Origin of the sequence: Kroppenstedtia guangzhouensis (genome assembly GCF_014637345.1) — a bacterium.
GTDB lineage: Bacteria > Bacillota > Bacilli > Thermoactinomycetales > DSM-45169 > Kroppenstedtia > Kroppenstedtia guangzhouensis.
Window position 1 is genome coordinate 1 of record NZ_BMEX01000062.1, and the last position, 1,417, is coordinate 1,417.

At 40.2% G+C, this 1,417-nt stretch carries 2 protein-coding genes; both read left to right on the forward strand.

Annotated elements, in window-relative coordinates:
• Positions 1 to 145: 145 nt before the first annotated feature.
• Positions 146 to 994: a tetratricopeptide repeat protein gene (locus IEV46_RS17780; protein WP_229736211.1), complete on the forward strand. Its 849-nt coding sequence runs from the start codon at positions 146 to 148 to the stop codon at positions 992 to 994.
• On the forward strand, positions 981 to 1,127 hold the full coding sequence (locus tag IEV46_RS17785) for a hypothetical protein (RefSeq protein ID WP_188433957.1): 147 nt from the start codon (positions 981 to 983) through the stop codon (positions 1,125 to 1,127). The genes IEV46_RS17780 and IEV46_RS17785 overlap by 14 nt, the downstream gene beginning before the upstream one ends.
• Positions 1,128 to 1,417: the final 290 nt, after the last annotated feature.

Below are 1,417 nucleotides of genomic sequence, written 5' to 3' on the forward strand. Positions count from 1 at the left end.
TCATTTCTTTCACCTGCTGTTTCCGTGGTAGATTCTCTACCTTCCAGAAAACCAAGTGTAAATCCTTCCTCCATTACCAAACTAAATTTCCGGATGGGGCACTAGTCAAAAATCTGATCATACAAATATTGAAGCAACTTCCTTTTTGGAACTTGCTATTTGCGAGTATTTCCAAAATGACTTAGACAACGCTTTGAAATTTACTGAAAGTGGGATTGATGCATTTCAAATGGATGGAGAGCGTCAAGATGTTTGGTATCTTCTTCAAGCTAACAAGGGACTGTATCTTGAACGAATCGGTCGGATTGGATCGGCGATGAAGGTAGTGGAAGATAATTGGAAAGAGTTACCCAGGATTGAGAATATCCTTGTTAAGCTCGTTTTCTACTGGCTTCGATCCGAACTGAACTATCGTCTTGAAATGGATGAAGAAGCATTGCATTATGCTATGGAAGGGCTGGAACTAGCCAGGATCAATCGCGAATTTTCCTCAATCTACAGCCTTTCCACAGTTCTTGGAAGTGTCTATTTACGTAAAGGGGAACTAGATAAAGCTGAGGAAAGCTTTACAAATGCACTTGGATGTGCTGACAAGTTGGGGGATAAGAAAAGCGTCGCGAACATCTATATTCGCTTAGGGTCTTTATACAAACTCAAGGATCAACATGAGCAGGCGGCTCAAGCACTTGAAAAGGCAATTCAAATAGGAAAAGAGTGTAATGACATGCCTCGCCTAACTTCGGCATACATTGCTATGGGGGAACTGTTGCTGTTTAAAGGGAAACAACGAGAAGCTGCCGAATACTTTAACGAGTCTCTCAATTTAGCGAAAAAGTACAATCTAAAGAAACGAGAACACCGTGCCTTATATGGATTGGCCAGTTCATGGAAAGGAATTGATGAGCAGGAATTTCAAAAATGTATGCTTAATATGCATCAATTACAAGAACAACTAAGACAAACGGAGAGGGTGTTTTTCGATGAAGTGGATTAAAAAAGGTTTGCTAGTTTCATTAACTACTTTGATTTTTTGTGCCGGTGCTTACTCAATGGCTGAGAAGATCAGCACCAGTGATTTGGTCACAGAAAACACTGTACCAAGTAGAGATGACCCAGTAGGTAGCTGAAGAGAACGTTTTGGTCCAAAACCATTCCATTTATGGAATGGTTTTTTCATATATTGTATTAGTGGCGGTGGAGGTGGTTGTTATTTCTAATCTACAACTTCATTTTAACCAACCATCAAGTATTAAAAGACATTCGGCTGATTGTCGGATGTCTTTTTTAACTTATCCAATGAAATGGAGAAGTCACTAGTGCCCTGTCAGGCCACCTTGATCTTCTTTTGTTCTCGTAAGATCGCCTCATGACGTTTATTTTTGTTGCGCCATCGGATGTAAGCCCGAATTTGGTTAAA

Excerpts from the sequence above, each read along its gene's own strand:
- IEV46_RS17785 (WP_188433957.1), top strand. The coding sequence starts at position 981 with ATGAAGTGGATTAAAAAAGGTTTGCTAGTTTCATTAACTACTTTGATT.